At 46.4% G+C, this 24,274-nt stretch carries 23 protein-coding genes; 17 read left to right on the top strand and 6 right to left on the bottom strand.

Annotated features, from left to right (window positions below; translation table 11 throughout):
* The first annotated feature begins 29 nt into the window (after positions 1-29).
* From rpsD to carA, 4 genes are all read left to right on the top strand, one after another.
* Positions 30-635 (top strand): 30S ribosomal protein S4, encoded by a 606-nt coding sequence (gene rpsD, locus BP71_RS14270; RefSeq protein ID WP_295929188.1) that lies wholly within the window; start codon positions 30-32, stop codon positions 633-635.
* A 133-nt stretch (positions 636-768) separates the two neighbouring features.
* Complete coding sequence (locus BP71_RS14265; RefSeq protein WP_295929189.1) at positions 769-1,758, top strand: DNA-directed RNA polymerase subunit alpha; 990 nt, start codon at positions 769-771, stop codon at positions 1,756-1,758.
* Between the two features lie 72 nt (positions 1,759-1,830).
* On the top strand, positions 1,831-2,394 hold the full coding sequence (rplQ, locus tag BP71_RS14260) for a 50S ribosomal protein L17 (RefSeq protein WP_496380262.1): 564 nt from the start codon (positions 1,831-1,833) through the stop codon (positions 2,392-2,394).
* Positions 2,395-2,546: 152 nt separating this feature from the next.
* Positions 2,547-3,653 (top strand): glutamine-hydrolyzing carbamoyl-phosphate synthase small subunit, encoded by a 1,107-nt coding sequence (carA, locus tag BP71_RS14255; protein ID WP_496380260.1) that lies wholly within the window; start codon positions 2,547-2,549, stop codon positions 3,651-3,653.
* Between the two features lie 52 nt (positions 3,654-3,705).
* On the opposite strand, the gene BP71_RS14250 is transcribed toward carA, so the two are convergent.
* Entirely contained in the window at positions 3,706-4,407 is a 702-nt protein-coding gene (locus BP71_RS14250; RefSeq protein ID WP_496380258.1) for a thioredoxin domain-containing protein, read from the bottom strand.
* A gap of 128 nt (positions 4,408-4,535) precedes the next feature.
* Here BP71_RS14250 and eno point away from each other — a divergent pair, with 128 nt between their 5' ends.
* The 5 genes from eno (at position 4,536) to BP71_RS14225 (ending at position 9,769) form a co-directional block, all read left to right on the top strand.
* On the top strand, positions 4,536-5,807 hold the full coding sequence (eno, locus tag BP71_RS14245) for a phosphopyruvate hydratase (RefSeq protein ID WP_295929193.1): 1,272 nt from the start codon (positions 4,536-4,538) through the stop codon (positions 5,805-5,807).
* 60 nt (positions 5,808-5,867) lie between these two features.
* Positions 5,868-6,200, top strand: coding sequence for an FtsB family cell division protein (locus BP71_RS14240; protein WP_496380256.1), 333 nt, complete (start codon positions 5,868-5,870; stop codon positions 6,198-6,200).
* A gap of 45 nt (positions 6,201-6,245) precedes the next feature.
* Positions 6,246-7,778 carry a 2,3-bisphosphoglycerate-independent phosphoglycerate mutase gene (gpmI, locus tag BP71_RS14235; protein ID WP_496380254.1) on the top strand — a complete coding sequence of 511 codons (1,533 nt, stop codon included), beginning with the start codon at positions 6,246-6,248 and terminating at the stop codon, positions 7,776-7,778.
* A 101-nt stretch (positions 7,779-7,879) separates the two neighbouring features.
* The gene (locus tag BP71_RS14230; RefSeq protein ID WP_496380252.1) at positions 7,880-8,491 is read left to right on the top strand and encodes a hypothetical protein; all 612 of its coding nucleotides are present in this window, start codon (positions 7,880-7,882) and stop codon (positions 8,489-8,491) included.
* 324 nt (positions 8,492-8,815) lie between these two features.
* Positions 8,816-9,769, top strand: a complete 954-nt coding sequence (locus BP71_RS14225; protein WP_496380251.1) for a DUF8428 domain-containing protein — start codon at positions 8,816-8,818, stop codon at positions 9,767-9,769.
* Positions 9,770-9,835: 66 nt separating this feature from the next.
* Here the strand turns inward: BP71_RS14225 and BP71_RS14220 are convergent, their stop codons facing one another.
* The 4 genes from BP71_RS14220 to BP71_RS14205 all read right to left on the bottom strand — a co-directional run bounded on the left by BP71_RS14220 (position 9,836) and on the right by BP71_RS14205 (position 13,405).
* Complete coding sequence (locus BP71_RS14220; protein WP_496380249.1) at positions 9,836-10,729, bottom strand: polyphosphate kinase 2 family protein; 894 nt, start codon at positions 10,727-10,729, stop codon at positions 9,836-9,838.
* Between the two features lie 27 nt (positions 10,730-10,756).
* Positions 10,757-11,332: an RdgB/HAM1 family non-canonical purine NTP pyrophosphatase gene (rdgB, locus tag BP71_RS14215; protein WP_496380248.1), complete on the bottom strand. Its 576-nt coding sequence runs from the start codon at positions 11,330-11,332 to the stop codon at positions 10,757-10,759.
* Between the two features lie 83 nt (positions 11,333-11,415).
* Positions 11,416-12,324, bottom strand: coding sequence for an FKBP-type peptidyl-prolyl cis-trans isomerase (locus BP71_RS14210; RefSeq protein ID WP_496380246.1), 909 nt, complete (start codon positions 12,322-12,324; stop codon positions 11,416-11,418).
* Between the two features lie 46 nt (positions 12,325-12,370).
* The gene (locus BP71_RS14205) at positions 12,371-13,405 is read right to left on the bottom strand and encodes a DHH family phosphoesterase (RefSeq protein WP_496380244.1); all 1,035 of its coding nucleotides are present in this window, start codon (positions 13,403-13,405) and stop codon (positions 12,371-12,373) included.
* A 205-nt stretch (positions 13,406-13,610) separates the two neighbouring features.
* Here BP71_RS14205 and BP71_RS14200 point away from each other — a divergent pair, with 205 nt between their 5' ends.
* A complete protein-coding gene (locus BP71_RS14200) occupies positions 13,611-14,030 on the top strand; it encodes a nucleoside-diphosphate kinase (RefSeq protein WP_496380242.1) in 420 nt (139 codons plus the stop codon).
* Between the two features lie 58 nt (positions 14,031-14,088).
* On the opposite strand, the gene BP71_RS14195 is transcribed toward BP71_RS14200, so the two are convergent.
* Entirely contained in the window at positions 14,089-14,610 is a 522-nt protein-coding gene (locus BP71_RS14195; RefSeq protein ID WP_496380240.1) for a fasciclin domain-containing protein, read from the bottom strand.
* 140 nt (positions 14,611-14,750) lie between these two features.
* Between BP71_RS14195 and BP71_RS14190 the strand changes: the two genes are divergently transcribed.
* The 7 genes from BP71_RS14190 (at position 14,751) to bamA (ending at position 24,235) form a co-directional block, all read left to right on the top strand.
* Positions 14,751-15,341: a 3-keto-disaccharide hydrolase gene (locus tag BP71_RS14190; RefSeq protein WP_496380597.1), complete on the top strand. Its 591-nt coding sequence runs from the start codon at positions 14,751-14,753 to the stop codon at positions 15,339-15,341.
* A 129-nt stretch (positions 15,342-15,470) separates the two neighbouring features.
* Entirely contained in the window at positions 15,471-17,630 is a 2,160-nt protein-coding gene (locus BP71_RS14185; protein ID WP_496380238.1) for a TonB-dependent receptor, read from the top strand.
* A gap of 35 nt (positions 17,631-17,665) precedes the next feature.
* Positions 17,666-18,322, top strand: a complete 657-nt coding sequence (locus BP71_RS14180) for a hypothetical protein (RefSeq protein WP_496380236.1) — start codon at positions 17,666-17,668, stop codon at positions 18,320-18,322.
* Positions 18,323-18,375: 53 nt separating this feature from the next.
* Positions 18,376-19,794: a histidine kinase gene (locus BP71_RS14175; RefSeq protein WP_496380234.1), complete on the top strand. Its 1,419-nt coding sequence runs from the start codon at positions 18,376-18,378 to the stop codon at positions 19,792-19,794.
* Complete coding sequence (locus BP71_RS14170) at positions 19,778-20,560, top strand: LytR/AlgR family response regulator transcription factor (protein ID WP_496380232.1); 783 nt, start codon at positions 19,778-19,780, stop codon at positions 20,558-20,560. The genes BP71_RS14175 and BP71_RS14170 overlap by 17 nt, the downstream gene beginning before the upstream one ends.
* Before the next feature lie 318 nt (positions 20,561-20,878).
* Entirely contained in the window at positions 20,879-21,631 is a 753-nt protein-coding gene (gene uppS / locus BP71_RS14165) for an undecaprenyl pyrophosphate synthase (protein ID WP_496380230.1), read from the top strand.
* 6 nt (positions 21,632-21,637) lie between these two features.
* The gene (bamA, locus tag BP71_RS14160; RefSeq protein ID WP_496380228.1) at positions 21,638-24,235 is read left to right on the top strand and encodes an outer membrane protein assembly factor BamA; all 2,598 of its coding nucleotides are present in this window, start codon (positions 21,638-21,640) and stop codon (positions 24,233-24,235) included.
* Positions 24,236-24,274 lie beyond the last annotated feature (39 nt).

Genomic DNA, 24,274 nt, shown 5'->3' with positions numbered 1-24,274 from the left:
TTTAATTAATAAGTAAACAAATAGTTTTAATGGCACGTTATACAGGTCCCAAAACCAAAATTGCAAGACGTTACGGAGAGCCCATCCTGGGCCCAAGCAAAGCGCTTGCGAAAAAGAATTACCCTGCCGGTATGCACGGAAAGGGTCGCCGCTCTAAGAAGTCAGAGTACGCTCTGCAATTAGCGGAGAAACAAAAAGTGAAATTCATCTATGGTATTCTCGAAAGACAATTCCGTAGTTTGTTTGAGAAAGCTTCTGTTAAAGCAGGGCTCACCGGTGAAAACCTTCTGAGATACTGTGAAGCCCGTTTGGACAACACAGTTTATCGTTTGGGTATCGCTCCTACACGGCGCGCTGCACGTCAGCTTGTTTCGCACAAGCACATCCTGGTAGACGGAGAGATTGTTAACATTCCTTCTTACTCATTGCGTCCGGGACAGGTTGTTACGGTTCGCGAGAAATCGAAATCTCTTGAAGCAGTAACAGGTAGCCTGGCAGGACATAGTTCCAAAGGCTTCAACTGGCTTGAATGGGACGGTCAGCAATTGTCTGGCAAGTTCGTAACATTCCCAGAACGTGAACAAATTCCGGAAAACATCAACGAGCAGCTTATCGTTGAATTGTATTCTAAATAATAATCTTCATATTACATGCACTCCCCGAATATTCGGGGCAGTGCTTTTTTTGCCGGAAACGGCCAATTTTGCGATCGCAAAGGTAAGGTAGCGTGATCAACTATCATTTACTACTATAAAAGGAGCAAGGACTATGTCAATATTAGCTTTCCAAATGCCTGATAAGGTCGTCATGGAGAAAGCAGACGACTTTCACGGGTTGTTTGAGTTTAAGCCTTTAGAGAAAGGATACGGCGTAACCATTGGTAATGCGTTGCGTAGAATTCTCCTTTCTTCTTTGGAAGGTTATGCCATTACGAGCGTGAAGTTCCCAGGAGTTCTTCATGAATTTTCTTCTATCGAAGGTATAGTTGAGGATGTTACAGAAATCATCCTGAACCTGAAAATGGTTCGTTTTAAAAAAGTTTCTGACCTGAGTGAGAGTAGGATCGTAGTAAACTTGAAAAATGTATCGGTGATCACCGCCGGCGACATTGGCAAGTTTACGAGCGCTTTTGAGGTTTTGAATCCGGATCAGGTCATTTGCCATATTGATGATCAGAAGGAGTTCGAAATGGAGCTTCTCCTGGATAAGGGTAGAGGTTATGTACCGGCTGACGAACCAAGAGCTAATGAACTGCCTTTTGGTTATATCGCGGTAGACTCTATCTATACTCCGATCAAAAATGTGAAATACAGTGTGGAAAACACACGTGTGGAACAGCGTACGGACTACGAACGCCTTTTAATTGATATCCAGACGGACGGTTCAATCCACCCTGAGGATGCATTGAAAGGTGCTGCAAATATTCTGATTCAACACTTTATGTTGTTCTCTGATCAAACGATGACGTTTGAGAAGCAAAAAGCAGAAGAGGACAACCAGGTAGATGAGGAAATGCTGCGTATGAGAAAGCTTCTGAAGACTTCATTGTCGGAACTGGATCTTTCAGTACGCGCTTACAACTGTTTGAAATCAGCGGACGTCAAATCACTTGGTGACTTGGTGAGGCTTGAAATTTCCGACATGATGAAGTTCCGCAACTTCGGTAAGAAGTCTCTGACCGAGTTGGAGCAGCTGGTGGCTGATAAACAGCTCACATTTGGAATGGACGTGACGAAGTATCGTCTGGACGAGGATTAATTAGTATTCCAATCATAAGTATGTATTCTGTAGCGCGCCTGTCGCCGCTCGAAGCAACTAAACAACAAAACAATGAGACACGGTAAGAAAGACAATCACTTAGGAAGAACAGCATCACACCGGAAGGCAATGCTTTCCAATATGGCTTCCTCTTTGATTCTCCACAAAAGAATTGAAACAACCCTGGCAAAGGCAAAAGAACTTCGCAAGTTCGTTGAGCCTCTGCTGACTCGTGCGAAGGAAGACACTACCCATAACAGAAGGGTGGCATTTGCTTATCTGAACGATAAAGAATCCACAAAGGAGCTTTTCGGAATTGTTTCAGATAAAATTGCCTCTCGCCCTGGGGGGTATACGCGTATCATCAAGCTGGGTAACCGTTTGGGTGATGCTGCTGAGACAGCCCTGATTGAATTGGTTGATTTCAATGACGCATTGCTGCTTGCTAATGCTGACAAGCCTGCTAAGACTCGTCGTAGCAGAAGAGGAGGTAGTGGTAAAAAGGCAGATGGCGTGGAAGCGGAAGCAGCTGCCCCGGTGAAAAAGGAAGATCATCCAATCGTAGCTGAGACAGAGTCAGCTGCTGAGGAAGCTCCTAAGACTGAAGAATTGCCAGGCGAAACTGAGAAAGAATAGTTTGGAAATCGAAAATTGAAATATAGGAAAAGGGTTGAACGGTCTCGTTTAACCCTTTTTTATGAGTGAAAAACTGTATTTTTGCATTAAAATAGAAATCACCTCGCAAGGAATGGCCTCTGAGGCGGGTAGATAAACAGAATAAACCATATATGAATCAGAAAAAGGAAGCTCTGTTGTTGCTAGAAGACGGAACCGCATACAGAGGACTAGCTTTGGGAATACATGGCACCACAGGCGGTGAAATTTGCTTTAATACCGGTATGACCGGATACCAGGAGATTTACACCGATCCTTCTTATTACGGACAAATCATTGTTAACACCAATTCGCACATTGGTAACTACGGGGTTCAGCTCGAAGATGAGGAAGAATCTGGTTCCGTAAAGATCCGCGGAATGGTTTGTAACACTTTCTCTCAGATCTATTCCAGGGATACGGCAGATTTTTCCTTGCAGGAGTATTTTGAAAGGGCAAACATCGTGGGCGTTAGTAATGTAGACACACGCCACCTGGTGCGTCATGTGAGACAGAAAGGAGTAATGAATGCGATCATCTCATCCGAGATTCTGGATGAGGAGGAGCTCATGAAGGAGTTGAAGAAAATCCCGTCGATGGACGGACTTGAATTATCTTCGGAGGTAACTACCGAGGAGGCATATTATATGGGAGATGAAGCTACTGCAAAATGGAGGGTAGCGGTAATGGACTATGGGATCAAAAAGAGTATCCTTAATAACCTGACTTCACGAGGTTGCTATTGCAAGGTGTTTCCAGCGCAAGCTTCTTACGAGGAAGTAATGGAATGGAAGCCGGACGGCTTCTTCATTTCAAACGGTCCCGGGGATCCCTCGGCCATGGCCTATGCCGTAACGAGCGTGAAGCAAATGGTTGAGACTGACAAGCCACTTTTCGGAATTTGTCTGGGACACCAGCTACTGGCTCTGTCGAGTGGAATCAATACTTATAAAATGCACCACGGTCACCGAGGTCTGAACCACCCGGTGAAAAACCTGATTACGGGTCTTTGCGAAATTACATCACAGAACCATGGATTTGCGGTCAATCCAGAAGAGATTGAAAACCATCCTGATATCGAGGTAACACATGTTAACCTGAACGACAGGACGATCGAGGGTATTCGTAGGAAAGATCACCCGGCATTCTCGGTACAGTATCACCCGGAAGCATCGCCTGGCCCGCACGATTCTCGTTACTTGTTCGATGAATTTATTAAGCTGCTGAGCGCAGCGAGCTAACAAAAAATCCCTCCGCATTTGCAGAGGGATTTTTTGTTAGCTCAGAATACGATCATAAACTGGAATCAAGCAAGGCACGGAAGTCCTTTTCTTCCATGAAGCCGTTCTTTCGGGTTACTAATTTGCCATTTTTATAGAGCAGGAATGCCGGTATTTCATCAATGCCAAGTTCTTTGGCCAATGTCTTGTTAGGATCATAAGAGATCATTTCAATTTTGGCTTTGCCCTGGTATTCTGTCTGTAGTTTGGTAACGGTGGGAAGCATTTTTACACAAGGCAGGCACCATTTGGCGTAAAAGTCGATTAGAACGATTTTTTCAGAGTTTATGATTTTGTTAAATTCAGTGGAGCTTAAACCCGGTATGCCTGCTTTATTGACGCCTTCGATCGTTTTGCCTGAGGTATTCCATTTCAGGTAGCCGCCCTTCATATCGTAAACCTCCCTGAAACCGTTCTCCCGTAATACAATGGCCGCCGCTGCGCTCCTTCCTCCTGATAGGCAATACACAAACACAGGCTTGTTTTTATCCAGTTTGGCAATTTGATCCTTAAAATCGGCGCTTTTGTAATCGATGTTGTCGGCATTCTTCAAATGCCCTTCCCCATACTCTTCCGGTGTGCGAACGTCGAGGAGCTGGGCGTCCCTGCTTTTGGATAGTTTATTCTCAAATTCGTCCATACTGATCTGAGCATGAGCCTGGAAGGCCGAGATAGAAGTCAAGAGCAGGAATGCTAAAATGTGGGTTATTTTCATCGAAAATAAGGTGGTTGATGAGATTGTAAATTTAGCTGAAAATCAAATGGAGTTTATGGATGACGATTTTTTTGTGTTATTTTGTACCGTTAACATATTCCAATTTTTAATCAAACCACAAGCTGCAAATGAGTACGATTCAGTCAGTACATGCAAGACAAATTCTGGATTCAAGAGGAAACCCCACAATAGAAGTTGATATTCGTACCGAGAATGGTTATTTAGGACGTGCTGCTGTACCATCTGGTGCTTCTACCGGAAAACACGAAGCAGTGGAGCTTCGCGATGACGACAAAAGTGTTTACGTTGGAAAAGGTGTTTTGAAAGCGGTTGAGAATGTAAACGACATTATTTTCCCTGAACTGATCGGCTGCTCAGTATTCGAGCAGAACCTCATAGATAAAATCATGCTGGAATTGGATGGCACGCCTAACAAAGCGAAGCTGGGAGCCAATGCAATTCTGGGTGTTTCTCTTGCTGCTGCGAAAGCTGCGGCGCAGGAAGCTAACCTGCCATTGTACCGTTATGTGGGCGGAACCAATGCAAATACGCTACCTGTACCAATGATGAACATCCTGAACGGAGGAAGCCATGCTGATAACTCCATCGATTTCCAGGAGTTTATGATCATGCCCGCTAAGGCCGACACGTTTTCGCAGGCACTGCGCATGGGCGTAGAGGTTTTCCATACTTTGAAAACCGTTCTAAAGAGCAAAGGATATTCAACCAACGTAGGCGACGAAGGTGGTTTTGCTCCAAATATCAAATCCAACGAGGAGGCCATCGAGGTAGTACTTCAGGCAATCGAGAAAGCAGGTTATAAACCAGGCGAAGAGATCTTTATCGCAATGGATGCCGCTGTTTCCGAATTCTACGAGAACGGGCTGTACCACTTCAAAAAGTCAGACGGCCGCAAGTTGAACTCTGATGAAATGGCTGACTACTGGACTCAATGGGTTGCTAAATATCCTATCATCTCAATCGAAGATGGTATGGACGAAGACGACTGGGCAGGTTGGAAAACTCTGACAGACTCTGTTGGGAAGAAATGCCAGCTGGTGGGTGACGACTTATTCGTAACTAACGTAACCCGTCTGCAACAAGGTATCGAATCACAGATCGCTAACGCGGTATTGGTAAAAGTAAACCAGATCGGTTCTTTGACTGAGACAATCGATACTGTAAACCTCGCAAAACGCAACAGCTATAAGAGCATTATGTCGCACCGCTCAGGTGAAACAGAAGACGCAACGATTGCTGACCTTGCTGTTGCATTGAACACCGGACAGATCAAAACAGGATCGGCTTCACGTTCTGACCGTATGGCGAAATACAACCAGTTGCTTCGCATCGAAGAAGAACTGGGTGAAAGCGCTTACTTCCCGGGATTGAAATTTTAATCAACCATATAAGAGAGCCGGAGCCCAGTGCTCCGGTTCTCGTTTCAGGGCATTCCCACGATGAAAAATCATTCGTTCTGGTCACTGCACACATTGAAGAACTTCTATGTCGCTACCTTCGTCGCGTGGCTGATATGGATATTGTTTCTTGATAATAACAATGCCCGGATCGTGCTTTCGAACCGGATGAAGATGAAAGATCTTGAAAAAGAAAAAGCCATTCTTCTGGAAAAAATCAAGGAAGTAAAAAAGGAACGTAATGAGGTTTTCGGAAATCCTAAAATGCTCGAAAAATGGGCGCGTGAGAAATTTATGATGCGCCGGCCCAATGAAGAGGTTTATGTGATTGTAGATGAAAACAATCAGCCCGTCGAAAGCAAAAAGACAGAGTAAGGGCGCCGCATCCCTTCAATACTTACACAATTAATATTTAAGACATTGAGCAAGAAAGTCATTCTTATTATCATGGACGGCTGGGGAATCGCGAAGTCAGGCGAGGAGAACCGGTCAGCCATCCTCGCTGCAAAGACTCCGTTTTACGATTCGATTTTGCAACAATACCCGCATAGCATGCTTGAAGCAAGCGGTTTGGCGGTTGGGTTGCCCGACGGTCAAATGGGTAATTCCGAAGTTGGGCATACCAATCTTGGAGCAGGTCGTGTCGTTTACCAGGACCTGGTGAAAATCAACCTGGCTGTTTCGGAAGGGACATTGGGGCAGGAGCCTGCATTAACCAATGCGCTCGACTATGCGCAGGCACAAGGAAAGAGGGTACACTTCATTGGGTTGGTCTCAGATGGCGGTGTGCATTCACACATCGAACACGTGAAAGGTCTTTGCAAAATAGCCGCCGATCGAGGATTGCGTAATGTATTTGTACATGCATTCACCGACGGCCGTGATACGGATCCAAAGAGTGGCTTAGGCTTCCTGACGGACCTGAATGACTCGATGGCTAAAACAACCGGGCAGATCGCCAGCATCACCGGTCGCTATTATGCAATGGACCGTGACAAGCGCTGGGAGCGTGTGAAACTCGCCTATGACGCCATGGTACTTGGTGAGGGCAAGCATGTGCCAGCTGCCGATGTATTGACGGCTGTACAGGCTTCTTATGAAGAAGGTATAACGGACGAATTTATCCATCCTATTATCGCCACGAATGCAGACGGTGCGCCGCTTGCGCTGATTCAGGATGGCGATGTAGTGCTTTGCTTCAATTTCCGCACCGACCGGGGCCGCGAAATTACAGAAGCGCTCACTCAGCAGGATTTCCACGAGCAAAATATGCACAAGCTGAATTTGAAATATATCACCATGACCAATTATGATGATACTTTCAAAGGTGTGGACGTCATTTTTGATAAGGATAATTTGAACAATACTCTTGGTGAAGTATTGGAAGCTGCCGGAAAAAAACAGATACGGATCGCTGAAACTGAGAAATATCCACACGTTACTTTCTTCTTCTCCGGAGGTCGTGAAAAGCCTTTCGAGGGCGAAAGCCGCTTGCTTTGCCCATCGCCGAAGGTCGCGACATATGACCTGCAACCTGAAATGTCTGCATTTGATATCCGGGATGCCATTGTCCCTGAACTCGAAAAAGAAGAGGTAGACTTTGTTTGCCTCAATTTTGCCAACGCCGACATGGTAGGGCATACCGGTGTTTTCGAAGCCGCAGTAAAGGCTTGTGAAACGGTCGATCAATGTGTCCAAGCGGTTGTGACTGCCGGTTTGAGTCATGGTTACTCATCCATCATTATTGCCGATCATGGCAATTCAGATTACATGATGAATGACGACGGATCGCCCAATACTGCGCATTCACTTAATCTGGTGCCTTGCGTCCTGGTGGACAACAACTATCAGCATCCTATCAAAGATGGTAAGCTTGCAGATGTAGCACCGACTATTCTCGCATTGATGGGCATTGCTCAGCCAACAGAGATGACCGGAACAAGCATTCTTTAAACTTAACACCATTAAATGATGTTAAACAGCAGAGAGTCCGGTGGGCTCTCTGTTTTTTTAGACACTACTGTATAGTCCCGATGAATGGGACACTACTATTCATGAATCACCGAACTTTTCCTCTTCTGCCAGATGTATTTCGCATATTATCCGGCGGTATCACACTAGCTTTCTTTCTTTTTTTATTGACTTCATGTGGGCGGGAAGAGGCGCAGGACGATGGTCCTAAGCTTTATTATGACCTGAAAGGCTTCATTGAAAATCAGATTATTCAACTGAATGATAAAAAGCCCGAAATCAACAAGACGGCAAGGTTGGGCGAAAAAAGCGAAGTTGCAAAGACCACACTGGTCGACTGGAAAAAGGAGCTGGAATTGTTTATTCAGGCTGATCTTAATAAGCCGTCCTACCGCCAGAGTTATGAAATAATGCAGCAGGACCCGACGCACTACGAATACCAGCTCAAGACCAATGCGGATTTGCCGGTCAGATACCTGAAAATTGAAACAGACTCGGTTTTGAAACAACCTCTGTATATAGAAGCACTGATTCATACGAAAAATAAGATTTATGATTCTGAAAAGAAGATTGTGATGCGACTGGAAAAAAAGGATAATCTTTTGCAAGTCGACAATTATGAGGTCGACGGTTACCAGAAATTGATTTTAATGGACAAAAAGACTTTTAGTATCCGGGCAAAAATAGGATTATGACAGGTTTGCAGGCTGAATAGCGCTGTACTCTAGCACCATAGTTTGGGTAAACATTACCCAATTTTCTGTTTCCGGGTTGAAGCAGCCTGCGGTTCAGCATACTTTTCATAATGGAGAATTTATCTGACAAAGGAGCCTTTTTCGCAAGAATTAGGCTCTTTTTGTGCTGATGAGGAGAGTTTTTGATACCTGCGGGTTCACAAATGACACTACTCGCATCAAGCGGCACAGAATTGGTTTTAAATGTCAACAGAATCATGTAGACCCGGATTTTATTTTAACCGTCACATGGAAACTAAATCACACAAGTAAACTTTAAAATCAATGCAACAAGAACAGAAAAATAAGCAAAGCATAGCGTGGGCGATGGTCGTTGTCCTTGGGCTTGCAACAGCCATGTTTGGCTACCTGTTTACCACTCAGAAGCAAGAATTGACTCAGCAAGAGTCGATGGTCGTTGAGAAAGCGAGAGAGCTTGCTGTAACCAAAACTAAACTGGACTCTATTTCAACGGTACTTGATGCCAAGATTGCAGAAGTTGAAAAATTAGGAGGTGACATCACAGAACTCACCAAAATGAAGGAGAAACTCGAAGCTGATAAAGTAGCATTCTCACGCAGCAGAAGAGTGGAAACCAACAAGTATCTCGGTAAGATCAAGGAATACGAGAAATTCCTGACAGAAAAAGACGAGATGATAGCGCAGTTGAAAGCTGAAAACGAGCATCTGGTAGCAAGCAACGACTCCCTGCACACACACGTAGGAACGCTTACAAGCGAACGTGAACGTTTGGTGCAACGTCAGGCTGAATTGACTGACTCCGTGGTAACATTTACCGCTGCAAACAAGGAGTTGAGCGCAAAAGTGACTAAGGCTGCTGCATTGAAAGCGCAGAATCTGAAAATTCTGACCGTTAATTCAAGAGGTAAAACGAGAGAAAAAGAGGAATACAAAGCCAGCCGTGTCGATAAGCTGAAACTGGTGTTCAACCTGCCTGAAAATGAGCTGACAGCTCAGGAGCCCAAAGACATTTATGTAAGGGTATTGGATCCGGAAGGAGCAGTTGTAGCTGACGATGCTACGGGTTCAGGAGAGTTTGAAGTAGATGGGGCTCCGTCCAAGTTTACTACCCGTGAATCAATCGCATATCAGAACAACAACCAGAAAGTGGAAATGTTGTACGACTATACTTCGAAGTTCCGCCCTGGAAAATACAATGTGGAGCTTTATGCGGAAGGATATAAAATTGGAGGTGGAAACTTCACCATCAAGAAATAAGGATATAACTTCACACCATGCATAGCTATAAGGCAGCCGGTCATCGACCGGCTGCCTTTTTTGCGTTTATGGCTGCCCCGTCTGTTCGTTGATGATGTCTATAAAATGCCGGAGTTCTTCAGTGCGTTCCGGACCGGATTCAGGGTAGGTCATTTTCATCTTCTTCAATTCCTCGGCAATGATTTCGGCTACGGTCAGGCGGAGGTTTTTTTTATCGTCTGCGGGTATGACATACCAAGGTGCTTTCTTCGTCGCAGTTGCATTGATGCAATCTTCGTAAGCCTGCATATACTCGTCCCATTTTTCGCGGACCTTGACATCCTGCTCTTCAAACTTCCAGTTTTTGGAAGGGTCTTCAATGCGTTCGATCAGCCGGTCTGCCTGCTCCTTTTTCGACACATTCAGGAAAAATTTGATTACACGGATTCCATTCCGGTAAAGGTATTTTTCCAGATTCCGGATATCCGAGTAACGATGTTTCCAAACCTTGTCCAGGTCTTCTGTCAGCTCGGTCGGCAGCCTTTGGGACTGGGTCAGGATTTCGGGTTGAACCTTTACGACCAAGACCTCTTCATAGTAACTGCGGTTAAAAATGGTGATCGTACCGCGCTGAGGCAAAACGAGATTCGTCCGCCAAAGGAAATCATGGCCCAGCTCGGTTTCGGTAGGCCTTTTAAAGGAATGTATTTTCACTCCGACCGGATTTACTCCCGACAGGACATGCTTGATCGTTCCGTCCTTACCCGCAGCGTCCATAGCCTGAAATATCACGAGCAGGCCATAGCGGTTATGGGCATACATCATGCTCTGCAGCTCGTCCAGTTGCTTAGAGGATTCGGTTTGCATGGCTTCATACTCGGCTTTGTTCGCGTAAATATCTTTGATCCTCGTTTTTGCCTTGCTGATATCCAGTTTTTTGCTGCCATCGTAGCGATAATCATCCGAATTAAAGTCTGACATGTCCGTTTGATTTGATATGAATAAAAATCAATGATTTTCGAGGAAATCCACCAGGGCAGCAAAGGCGATGGAGCGGTGGCTGATCGTGGATTTCTCCGCCAGGGTCATTTCTGCAAAAGTACGGTCGTGTCCCACGGGAACAAATACCGGGTCATAGCCAAAGCCGCCCGTGCCACGTTTCTCACCAATGATCGTTCCCTGAACACATCCCTCGAATGCATAGTATTCTGTTCCCAGGCTCAAAGAAATAACTGTAAGGAAATGGGCACGTCGATCCTTTTCAGCCGAAAGCTTTTCGAGTAGGAGGCTGATGTTATCATCGTGGCTGCGTTGCGGGCCTGCGTAATAGGCGGAATGGACCCCGGGTTCGCCATTCAACGAGGGCACGATGAGGCCACTGTCGTCGGCAAAGCAGTCCACACCATACTTTTCTCGAACATAGCTGGCTTTCGCAAGGGCATTTTCCTGGATGGTTTCATAAGGTTCCGGAATCTCTTCGACACAGCCGATCTCCGACAGTGTGACTAGTTCGAACTTGTCGCCGAGCAAAGCTTGGATTTCTTTCAGTTTGTTTTGGTTATTTGTAGCAAAGCAAAGTTTCATGGGCAGGTCGTATTTATAATATGCATTTTACACAAAAAACGGCTACCCTTGTGAGATAGCCGTTCCAAATATGCGAATGTCCTTTATTTGGCAGGTGCAGGTGCAGCGGGTCCGGCGGGTTGAGGTGCCGCACCTTTAGTGAAATCGATCAATTCCATTTCAAATTGAAGTACCGAGTTGCCAGGGATCGGGCCGTAAGTCTCAGGTCCGTAAGCAAGGCCGGAAGGAATTAACAAAAGGCCTTTTTCTCCCTTTTTCATCAGCATAATGCCTTCTTCCCATCCTGGAATTACCATACCGGCTCCAACTTGCAGGTCAAGCGGCTTGCCTTGGTTTTTGGAGCTATCGAACTCTTTTCCGTCCAGGAATTTACCTGTGTAATGTACCTTCACGTTATCACCAGCCACCGGGCTTGCGCCGGTTCCTTCCGCTTGGGATACATATACCAGTCCCGAAGCTGTTTTCCTGGCTTTGCCTTTCAGGTTATTTTTAGTCAGATAGTCTTCAATGATTTTTGCATCGATATCCTTCTGTTTTTTACCGGCCTCAGATTGTTGTTTCTGGAATTCTTCCGAGGTCAGTACACTGATCACTTTCACGGTGAAGGTAAGTTCGGAGCCTTTTTTGATCATCGGGGGCATAGGTTGTCCGATCTTCGCAAACAATGTATCTGCATTGATCATGAATTTGGCACTGTCGCCGGTTGCCAGCATGGTAAGGCCTTCTTCGAAGCTGCCTTTGTAAGGAGCGGCCTGCAATACCATCTTAACAGGATTTTTCTCTTTGTATGTGTCGCGAAGCGTGGAATCTGTCCCATTCTTCAAAACCAGGTGAAACGTCATGATATCTCCCAGTTTTGCTTTTCTTGCATCGTCTTCGTGATCGAAAAGCTGGTATTTAAGGCCGCTTTCGGTAACCTGCGTACGATACTTGTTGCAAGCGGCTGCGAGGATAGTTATGCCCATCGCATAACCGATTGTTTTTAAATTCATTGGATGTGTTAATTAAAAGATATTTTGGTGAAGTAAGTATTTAAGTTTAGTCAACATTTAAAAGCTCTTGCCGGTAGGAGGGCAGTATATTTAAAAAGCGTGCAACCGTGTCATTAACCGATTGTTCCGACCTGCCGCCGGATGCATTCTTATGTCCGCCGCCACTGAAATGGGTACTTGCCAGATCCCGTACCGAGAATGATCCCACGGAACGGAAGGAAATTTTGACCTCGCCTTTCCGTTCGATGAACATGGCTGACATAACCACATTCTCGACTTGCAATCCATAATTGACAATGCCTTCGGTTTCACCAGAGCTGGAATTGAACTTCTGCAATTCCGCCTCTGTCAGCACCATATAGGCAGTCCGGTATTCGGGAAGCACAGTTAGTTTCTGGGAAAGTACATAACCCAGAAATTGCAGGCGGGATAATGGCGCATTGTCGTAGATCAATCGGTGTACACGGCTGGAATCGAATCCGGTGCGCATCAGGTCGGCTACTGCCAGATGGACCGCAGGAGTGACATTGCCGTGCCTGAACGATCCGGTGTCGGTCATGATACCCGCATAAAGGCATTCGGACATGGGGATGTCAAAAATCTGCTCAGCAGGCAAACCACCCTCCATTTCTTTGACGAGCTCATAAACCAGCTGTGCTGTGGCCGCCGCAGTAGTATCCCAGATCATCCATTTGGCAAACAGCTCAGGTTCCAGATGGTGATCGATCATCATCTTGGGGGCCGGCGCATCCTGAACTACCTTGCCCAGATCTTTCAAACGGGACAATGCGGAAAAATCGAGACAGCAGATCAGTGTAGCCTCGGCGATCTTCTTTTTACATTTACCTTGTTCAGATGACTTTTCGTAAACCAGCACATTTTCCATTCCCGATAGCCACCGGAGGTTAGCTGCATAATCGGTAGGACTGATGACGGTAACTTCGTGGCCTTTTTTCGTTAAATAACTGCCCCAGCCCAGGGATGACCCCAAAGCATCGGCGTCCGGGTCGCGATGCGTCGTGATAACGATTTTTTGGGGTTGGGATAAAAAAGAGCAAAGCTCTTCAATGGTTTGATTCACAGTTACTTAGTTCAAAAGAGGAATTTCCTGATTGCTTAGAGCCCACAAAATTAACAAATCTGTTGGGATTTGCTTAATGAAGAGCGCTAAAGGCTGGCAATCAGGGCATGATTTAACCTGGGGCAAGGCCTTGCTAGCGAAAGGTTCGGGGATATAGATTGAAAAATAGTAGCTTTGCACCCGAAATCAATTTAGCCAAGTAAGTATGCCAACGAATAAGACTTTTACCATGATCAAGCCTGACGCTGTGCAGGATGGTCATTCAGGTTCAATCATCAAAATGATCGAGGCAGCGGGATTCCGGATTGTGGCCTTGAAAAAAACACAGCTTACCCCAGAGCGTGCAGGAGAGTTCTATGCCGTGCATAAGGAGCGCCCTTTCTATAATGATCTTTGCAAGTATATGTCGTCGGGTCCCATTGTCCCGATGATCCTGGAAAAGGAGAATGCAGTGGCTGATTTCCGTACACTCATCGGTGCTACCAACCCGGCGAATGCAGACGAGGGTACGATCCGCAAACTATTTGCGAAGTCAATCGAAGCGAATGCGATCCATGGTTCGGATTCGGACGAGAATGCGGCAATTGAGGGCAATTTCTTTTTCTCGCACACCGAACAGTTTTAAGCCATTTGATACCAGCATAAGAATACCCGGCAGCGTTCCTGCCGGGTATTCTTATATATTATTTAATAGGGTTGACCAATACGCTGTCGATCACCTGCATAACGCCGTTTGAAGCATTCACGTCCTTTTTAATGATTTCGGACTTGTTGGCGGTTACCACAGTGTCTTTAACTTCTATCGTGATTTTCCGCTTACCTACCGATTCTTTGTCGCCAGGTTTCGCTTTTAGTTCCGAATAAACAGTGGGGCCCAAGAGCACGTGACGCAGCAAGAACACTTCTGCTGAATCGGAAGGCATCGAAGTAATGACCGATGCGCTGAAAATGTTGGCCTTTTTGAAAGCATTATTGTCAGGCGCAAAAAAGGTATAGTTCTGGGATCTGAAAGCATCGTTCATCTCAGCATGGTTCATGATGTCTTTCAATATGCTGAATTCCGGATTTTCCAGAATGATATCCGTCATCGCTTTGGGTGCTACCTTATCCTCTGCCTTTTCTTTACAGGATAAAAAAGCAGTTGAGAATACTCCTGCTGCCAAAAAAAATGTTGCCCAACGCCCTACAAAACGGTTTTTTTTCATAGCTTTCCTACTGGTTAATTTCTGTAAAACTAATGGAAAATGTATTTTGACAGAATTTGTAACCAGATTTTTTTAATCCTAATCCCATACCTACCATGTTAAAAATTAGACAATTGTTTGTCGCCGGAGCTGCTGTCCTGATGCTGAATTCAGCGTTTTTTGCGCTGAATGGCCCTGAGGCGGACCCTCTAAAAAAGCCCGTCAAATTATTCAACGGAAAGGATCTCAAAGGCTGGACGGTGCACGGAACCGAAAAATGGTTCGTGGAAAATGGCGAGCTGATTTGCGAAAGCGGCCCCGACAAGAAATACGGTTACCTGACCACCGACAAATTCTACAAAAACTTCGATCTCTCATTGAAATTCAAACAGGAAGCGAATGGTAACAGCGGTGTGTTCTTCAGATCCACTGTGGAAGGAACGAAGGTTTCGGGCTGGCAGGTGGAAGTAGCGCCGCCAAACCACGATACCGGCGGCATTTATGAGTCGTACGGACGCAACTGGCTGGTCCAGATTCCGGACGAGAAAGAGGGTTTTCTTAAAATGGGAGAATGGAACACATTACGTATCCGCGCGGAAGGCGATCGTACTCAGACATGGCTGAACGGGCATGAAATGGTGGATCTGACAGATGCGAAAATCGGTGCAGGTGTAGGTTCCATTGCATTACAGATCCATGACGGCGGCGGTATCAAAGTACACTGGAAGGACATTACATTGGAAGAGCTGTAAATCCCACTGTTTTTCATTCCGTCAGCGGGTAGATTCATCCCCCTGAAACCTACACTTCGTCGGAAATCATTTATGAAAGGGCTTCATGGCCAATAGTTTTGTGTAGACAATCACGCAAATCTATTAGCCATGAAGCTTTTTTATTGTCTGTTCTTGCTTGTCTCGCCCGTCGCTTTCGCGCAGAAGAATATTCATGGGAAAGTGACAGATCAGAAAGGTAACCCGTTGCCTGGTGCCAATGTTTTTCTCAAAGGCACTTACGACGGCGGAACTACGGATGTCCATGGTGTTTTCAGTTTCCCAACGACGGAGAAAGATACAGCTACGTTGGTGGCCAGCTATGTTGGTTTTGAAATTTCGGAAAGTAAATTGAACCTGAGGGAAGCACCAGCTGCATTGTCGATCAAGCTGGCTGAACTGGCCAATGAACTGAGTACGGTCGTGATCACTGCGGGCGCATTTGAGGCTTCGGATGATAAAAGAATGGCCATGCTGAAACCCCTGGATATTGTTACCACGGCAGGTGCGGCCGCCGATATCACAGGCGCCATGCAATTTCTGCCTGGTGCGCAGCGCGTGGGGGAGCAGGAGGGGTTGTTTGTCCGGGGGGGCTCGGGGCAGGAAACCAAGATCGTGATCGACGGCATGATCGTTCAGAATCCGTTTTTTAGTTCATTGCCGGATGTCCAGTCCCGCGGACGCTTTAATCCTTTTATGTTTAAAGGTACATCTTTCAGTACTGGCGGATATTCTGCTCAATATGGACAGGCGCTATCATCGGTGCTGTTGCTGAACACGACTGACAAGGTGAGCAACAATGGCCTGGGCATCAGTCTGAACCTGGCGAATGCGGGGCTGAATTATGATTATGCAAATAAAAATCAATCGGTTTCGGCAGTGGTATATTATGGTAACCTTCGTCCGCTTTTCAAATTGGTCAGACAGAACGTTGAATGGATCCATGCGCCGGAGTTTAAAGGTTCCTCATTGACCTACCGTTTGAAACCCACCAAAAATGGCGTTCTGAAAATCTACGGCATGTATTCGGATAGTCATCTGAGCATGGATAGTCGTGATCCTTCATCTGAATCCGGGAAAATGCGGCTGGTGCTTCGCAATGCCAACGCATTTACTACCAGTACTTATACGGACTCGTGGAAAGACGGTCGCTGGACATTGAACTCGGGTTTTTCATACAGCCGCAATAAAGACAAAATGACGTACGATGGCGTCAATTTCGACCGGTTCGACCAGCGTACCCAGGCGCGCCTGGTGCTGACCCGGCTGCTTACCGGAAACAACACGATCCTTTTCGGAGCGGAGGCGCATGCGATCAACCTGGGTAATGGGGTAGACGGACAGCTGTATCGCCTCAAAGACCGGTATACCGCTGCATTCATTGAAACAGAAATTTACATTACCCGTGAACTGGCCGGTCGCATCGGGGTGCGTAGTGAATATTCTTCGGTCATTAGCCGCGCCAATGTAGCGCCCAGGTTGTCATTCGCTTATAAAACCGGAAGGTACAGCCAGATATCTCTCGCCGCAGGACAGTTCTATCAGAATCCGGACTACCGATATCTGTATCGCAACCAAACATTAAAATATGAGCGGGCAGACCACTTGATACTCAATTATCAGATCATCAAAAATCAGCGCACATTTCGGGTAGAGACATTTTACAAGAACTATGGCCAGCTGGTGCGGGAGTTTACCGGACAGAAGTACGATGCGGATCCGTATCGCTTTCCCTGGGGAGCTACCAATAATGGAGGGGACGGCTATGCCAGAGGGTTTGACTTTTTCTGGCGTGACCAGAAATCCATTAAAAATCTCGACTATTGGATTACATACAGTTTTGTGGATTCGGAAAGACTGTTCCAGCAATTTGCGGAGTCTGCAACGCCTACATTTATTTCCAACCACAACATCAGCCTCATCACCAAAAAATGGTTTGAAAAAGCCAAAACCAACGTGAGCATGACGTACGCTTTCACCAGCGGGCGACCTTATTACAATCCCCAAAGTGACGAATTCCTGAAAGATCGTACACCGTCGGTCCATAATGTAAGCTTCCAGGCCAGCAAGTTGCAGAGTATCAAAGGGAATCTGTTGATTTTTTATGCTACGATCGAGAATGTGCTGAATACCAGGAATGTATTCACCTATCGCTACACACCGGATGGGAAGACCCGCTACGCCGTTGGGCCGCAGAGCTACCGGAGTTTTTTCCTGGGAATGCAGATCATGTTATCGAAAAAGGCCAAAGTTGATAAAGACGACTTTTAACACTAACACAATCAGAATTTTAACCATTTTATCCAATGAAAAAACTACTCATAACCACAATCTTAATCGCCGTATCGGCATGTATGGGATGGGCACAGAACGAAAAGTATACCCAGGCTATGACCGATGGGATCAAGGCATTGAACAGTATCGACCGGGCGAAACCAGACCCGAAAACCTTGCAGGATATCTCTAACCGGTTTGAACGCATTGCAGCGGCCGAACCGAAGGAATGGTTACCCAAGTACTATGCAGCCTATGCAAATGTGCTGTTGGGATTTGCAGGGAGCACCCTTAACGAGAAAGACCAGTATCTTGATAAAGCCAATGCCTTATTGAAAGATGCGGAGGGTATTGCTGGTAAGCCGAATGATGAATTGGAAGTGTTGAAAGCCTATCAGTCGCAGATCCACCTTGCTGCCGACCCGATGAACCGCTGGCAGGCTGATGGGGAAAAGTTTACAGGTTTTCTGCAATCGGCTAAATCGATCAACGCCGAAAATCCGCGTATCTATTATCTGGAAGGGTCGAGTTTGTTCTTCACTCCCGAAGAATATGGAGGAGGGAAGAAAGTTGCCAAACCGCTGCTCGAAAAGGCGCAGCAGAAATTTGCTCCCTTCAAAAGTGAGACAGCTATCCACCCGGACTGGGGCAAGGTGGAAACCGAATGGATGCTCTCGCAAACTAACTGATATTAACGATTAGGGTTTACAGCATGGACGAAAAGAAAACGAAGCCGTTGCGCATGACAGCCTCAGCGTTGGACGGAAGGGATTTCAGTAACATGGATCTGGAAAATGCGGATTTCAGCTTTTCGAGTTTGAAAGACATCAACTTCGACGGCGCGAATCTGCGCAATGCCAAACTTCGTTTCACGGCCCTGGATAGGACTACCTTCCGGAACTCGGATCTTCGCAATGCGGATCTGAGTTTCAGCAGTCTTTCGGATGTTGATCTCACAGGTGCAAAGGTCGAGGGGGCCAATTTTAGTTTTACTTCCCAGGAAAAGTCGTTCAACTGGCAGGATTTCAGTCTGATCGGCATTATTCAAACCCAGAGCTGGGTCGGGACGTTCGTAGCGGCAATTCTCGGAGCGGTGATATTGTACGGTTTCAATGCGATCGCCTATTTCACTGCCGAACTTTCTTTTACTGAGGAACCGGTTCGCCTGACGTTCTACAAATACCTCGCGACGCTCACCATCGCAACGGGCGTGTTTACGATCCTGGTCACCCAGGGACTGACGGCCTGGCTCGATATGATTATCAAGAGTTTACTTGCCAAACACATCATTCTTTCGATTGTCGTCTTCTTGTTTGACAGCGCATTGAGCCTCGGTATTTACCATCTGTTCGCCACTGATATTGTGGGGGATTATGTCGCGCGTTATCCTGCGGAACCTTCGCAAAATGCGCCATGGTACTGGTATGCCTGGGCACCGGTGGTCATCGCGAACGTATTCTATTTCCTGAGCCGCGAAGGTCGTCAGATCTCCCGCAAAATATCGGATCAGGAGTATCAGTTGCTTAATCTTGAAAAACTCAAAACCAGGGCTGAACTGGATGCGTTGCAAGCCCGTATTAACCCTCATTTCTTATATAACTCCCTGAATAGCATTGCCAGCCTCGTGCACGACGACCCTGAAAAAGCGGAGGAAATGACGCTGCTGCTCTCGAAGCTCTTCCGATACACGACCGGCCGTAAAACGGGCGACTATTTCGACACGATCGAGAACGAGCTCGAAATGGTGGAAACCTATCTGCAGGTGGAAAAAGTACGGTTCGGTGAGCGGCTGCGGTTTAATGTGGAAGTGACAGATGAGGGACTGAAAAGCCTCCAGGTACCTAAATTCATTTTGCAGCCCATTGTGGAGAATGCGATCAAGCATGGTATTTCACGCATGGCGGAACAGGGCAACATCGTTGTGAAAATTTATGAGCAGGACCAATGGCTTCACCTTTGTGTCCATGACAATGGTCCGGCTTTCTCCGAAACCATGGGTGCCGGATACGGCATGCGCAGCATTCAGGACAAACTCAAATTGCTCTATGGTGACAATGCCCGGTTGGAACTCAAAAACGAACCCCATAAATCGGTTAATATTGCCATTCAGAAATCAGCTATCGAACAACATCAGCAATCCAATCATGCAGTTTCCTCTTAAAACCATCCTGATCGACGACGAATCTCTCGCTTTGAACCGTCTGCGCCGGCTGCTGGAAAAGCACCCCGATGTTTTTACCATTGTGTCGGAGGCGAAGAATGGTGCGGAGGGGTTGGTAGAAATAGACAGACACAACCCGGATGTAATCTTCCTGGATATCGAAATGCCATTACTGAACGGTTTTGAAATGCTTTCAAAATTGACAAGAATGCCATTGGTGATATTTTCAACGGCTTATGACCAATACGCCATCCGCGCCTTTGAGGAAAATTCCGTTGACTATCTTCTAAAACCAGTCGAAAATGATCGTCTGATGAAGACGATCGAAAAGATCCGGAACATTGCCAATGCGGGTAGAGGTCAGGCCGGAGGTTTCAATCCATATTCCGAAAACCTGCTGAGATTACTGGAAGAAATGAAACCGAAAAAAGAGATCTTTTCTTTGTCAGTCAAAACCGGTGACCGCATTCTGCTGATTCCGATGACGGAGATCACACATTTTGAAGCAGAAGAAAAATACGTCTTCCTCAATACGCTCGACGGACAAAAGTACCTTCTTAATTATACGCTTACTTCGCTCGAAGAAAAGCTTCCCCAACATTATCTTCGCGTAAGCCGGGCCGGGATAGTCAACTCGCATCATATCAAGGAAATCCAAAAACATTTTAATGGAAAGTACGTGATCATCATGCGCGATCGCAAGGCTTCCCAGGTTACAAGTGGCAGTACCTATGGCGAAACAATCCGTCATCTTCTTGATAATTAAACGAATTGCTTCCCGGATGCATCGGAATATTCATTTTGAAGACCTGATACTTATTCCTAAATTGCGCCCTCGTTTAAATTTCCATTGTTATTTTCGAGTATTAATTCACTGTTTATCAGCGAGTTTCAGGTAGTTTGGGATGGGGTCGTCAATGAATTATACGAAATTTCGGCACAGATTTGCCGGCTGTTGCGTATTTATCAGCGAGCAAAGTGATTCCTGAAAACCCGGGGTAGCTAAAAATTCATCCCGAATTGACAACGCGCTTCGATATTGTTGTTTTTGTTTGTTAAAAAAGGTTAAAAGGAGTCAGGAGTAATGAAGGAGCTCATTGATACGGGCAATCTGCCAAAACACATAGCCGTTATCATGGACGGTAACGGGCGATGGGCTCAAAATCAGGGAGCAGCACGGATTTTTGGCCATCGCAATGCGATTAAGGCCGTGAGAGAGGTGACAGAAGGGTGTGCAGAGCTCGGGGTTTCTTTTTTGACATTGTATGCTTTTTCGACGGAGAACTGGGCACGTCCGGAATTTGAAGTCAAGGCACTCATGGAGTTGTTGGTGCAATCCATCGGTAATGAATTGCCGACGATGCAGAAAAACAATGTAAAACTGGATACGATCGGAGATATGGCCAGCCTTCCCCGGAGTTGCCAAAGACAGCTGGCAGAAGCAATTGAAGCGACACGCCAAAATACCGGACTCAACCTGATCCTTGCATTAGGATATAGTGGTAAGTGGGATATTACGCAGGCTGCCAGGAAGATTGCAGAAGACGTACGGAACGGAGTGGTACAGCCCGCGGAAGTCAATGAAGAGTTGATCGCTGCCAATCTGTCGACAGCTCCTCGTCCGGAAGTCGATCTGATGCTGAGGACGGGAGGGGATCACAGGATCAGCAACTTCCTGCTCTGGCAACTTGCATATTCTGAGCTGTATTTTTATGAAGATCTTTTCTGGCCCGACTTCCGCCGGGAGCATTTGTACGAGGCGATTCTGTCCTATCAGAACAGGGAGAGGCGTTTCGGAAAAACGGGTGAACAAATCAAAGCGAATGGTGCTAAGTAGAACTATATGAACCGAGTGAAAAATTTGAATAAATCATTAGCACATCTCAAAGGTCTTTCTGCTCTGTTGCTGTTGTGTTGCTGCTTCTCTGTGCAGGCGCAGCGCGTGGGATTGGGCGCATCGAAGCCCACAACGGCAGCGACCAATCTGGGTATTAATCCCGCAGACCCCAAGGAATACACTATTGCAGAAGTAACCGTTTCGGGCACTCAGTTTCTGGATCCGAATTCCATGATATCCATTTCCGGGTTGAAACCAGGTGACAAGATCAGGATTCCCGGTCCCGCAGTGACATCATCCATCAAGAAAATGATGGATTTTGGTACTTTAGACGATGTGGAGATCATGGCTACGAAAGTCGAGGCCGAAAAAATTTGGCTGAATATTCATATCAAGGAGCGGCCCAGGCTCTACAAAGTTTCGTTTTCGGGGGTCCGTAAAGGAGAGCGGGAAACGTTGAACGACAAGGTAAAACTGATCAAGGGACGGGTAATCACTCCTACGATCATCAAGAACACCCAGCTGGTCATTAAGAAGTACTATATGGATAAGGGTTTCTATTACACCAAAGTAAAGGTGCTTCAGATCCCTGATTCGACACGTGGACAAGCTACACTCAATTTCGCCATCACCAAGGGCAAAAAGGTCAAAATTCAGAAGATCAATATTGAGGGAAATACCGCGATCAGCGATCAGCTGCTGAAACGGAAAATGAAAGGCACGAAACAGCGACGTATTGGCCGGCTTTTCAACCCTTCCAAATATATTCCCAAGAAGTATGACGAGGACAAAGAGAAGCTGATCGCATACTACCGGAAAAACGGTTATCGCGATGCTACAATCGAATTCGATACCATTAAGAACGGCGATCAGACGATCAGCATCGATATGAAAATCGATGAGGGGCAGAAATACTATTACCGCAACATCACCTGGTCGGGTAATTATCTGTATACATCACAGTACCTGAGCGACCGCCTGGGTGTGAAAAAAGGAGATGTGTATAACCCGGAGGAACTCGATAAAAAGATCAATGGCATTCCCGGAGCCGACGTCAGTTCCATTTATATGGACGACGGCTACCTCTATTTTCATATCGAGCCAACGGAAAGAGCTGTTGACGGAGATTCTATCGATGTTGAACTCCGGATGTTTGAAGGTAAGCAGGCTACGATCAACCGTATTCTTCTCAATGGCAATACTAAAACCAGTGACAGAGTAGTACTGCGGGAGCTATTCACACTGCCGGGACAGAAATTCAGCAAGACGGAGATTATCAACACACAGCGCCAGCTGTCGCAGATGGGGTACTTCGATCCTGAAAAGATCCAGATCAACCCGATCCCGAACCAGTCGGACGGGACAGTGGACATTGAATATACAGTGGAAGAGAAACCTTCCGATCAGATCGAATTATCCGGTGGATGGGGCGGATATATCGGATTCGTTGGAACGCTCGGATTGGTATTCAATAACTTTTCGATCAAGAACATTCCAAACCGGGAAACTTGGCGACCGCTTCCATCCGGTGATGGCCAGAAACTCTCATTGCGTTTCCAGGCGAACGGAAAGCAGTACCAAACCTATTCGCTCTCTTTCAGTGAGCCATGGTTGGGAGGCAAGAAGCCTATCAACTTCGGTGTGTCGTTCCAGCGTACGGTGTACCGTATGACAGACCTGAGCTCCTATTACGGCTACAATACGGGAGCGGCTTCCGGAAGGGTCAACTACCGTGGGGGGTACTACAACAATGGGATTACCCTTTCATTGGGACGCCGTCTGAAAGAACCAGACCGTTACCTAGTCATGACACACTCATTATCCTATCAGCGCTACCGCCTCGACAGCCTCGATATTTTCCGAATTGGTTACAGCACGGGTAACTCCAACAACATTTCGTTCAATACTACGATCTCGCGGAATACTCTGAGTGACTTCCAATTCCCGAGAAGCGGAAGTAATATATCGTTGAGTGGTACATTCACACCACCGTATTCGCTGTTCCGGAAGAAAGCATTCTCGGATAAAACCGATACCTATCGTTGGGTAGAATACCACAAGTGGATGTTCGATGCGAGTTACTACGCCACCATCGTAGGCAAACTTGTGCTCAGTACACGTGCACACATGGGTTTCCTGGGAGCATATGGCAGCAAGGTAGGTTACAGTCCGTTCGGTCGATTCATTCTGGGCGGTTCAGGGCTTGCAGGTCAGGGCACATTCTCGCTGGCTGACCAGGACATTATCGGTTTGCGCGGTTATCAGGATCAAAAGGTAGGACCATTAGCGCAGAACGGTTATCCGGCGTCGGGTGGAGGTATTGTTTATAACAAATATGTAATGGAACTTCGCTACCCTGTTTCACTGAACCCTCAGGCGACGATTTTCATACTAGGTTTTGCGGAAGGTGGTAACAACTGGGGTACCTACAAGGAATTCAATCCATTTGATCTGAAAAGGTCGGCTGGTGTCGGTGCGAGAATATTTATGCCGGCATTCGGTCTGTTGGGGATCGACTGGGGATATGGATTTGATAAAATCCAGGGGTCACCGACCAGGAGCGGACCTCAATTCCACTTTACAATAGGTCAACAAATCAGATAATATTCTGAGTAAGAGTTTCGTTAAGAAGTTTGCAAATTA

The organism is Dyadobacter ginsengisoli DSM 21015 (assembly GCF_059568735.1).
The sequence above is the reverse complement of the archived record's forward strand: the minus strand, read 5'-3'. Positions and strand labels throughout refer to the sequence as shown.